This window comes from Dellaglioa sp. CoH-57-MRSF-19 (assembly GCF_056781975.1).
Window position 1 is genome coordinate 1 of sequence record NZ_JBXAXW010000252.1, and the last position, 282, is coordinate 282.

A 282-nucleotide genomic window follows, 5' to 3' on the forward strand; every position below is an offset into this window, starting at 1 on the left:
GCTGAAGGGTGCGCTGGAGTACATGGTGGATCGACGTGCCGAACTCTTCGACCGGGAGACAAAGGAGCTGCTCAATGATTAATCATTTGTCAAATCAAGAGCTGTTTGTATCAACCCTCGTCGTGTTCGCGGTGATTGCTGTCGTGGCCGCACTCGTCATGGTCGGGATCGTTGTGTGGCTGCGCCGGACAGGGGACACGACAGCAAACCGTGAGTTCTCGCGGTTCCTTGACTGGGCGATGCGCGAAAAGCTGGATACAAGTCTTGTGTCATACATCAACG

General features: G+C 54.6%; 1 protein-coding gene. It reads left to right on the top strand.

The window, feature by feature from the left end; genetic code table 11:
• Nucleotides 1-74: 74 nt before the first annotated feature.
• A partial coding sequence (locus AC1RO3_RS09135) for a hypothetical protein (RefSeq protein ID WP_481764104.1) occupies nucleotides 75-282 on the top strand: 208 nt, incomplete at its 3' end.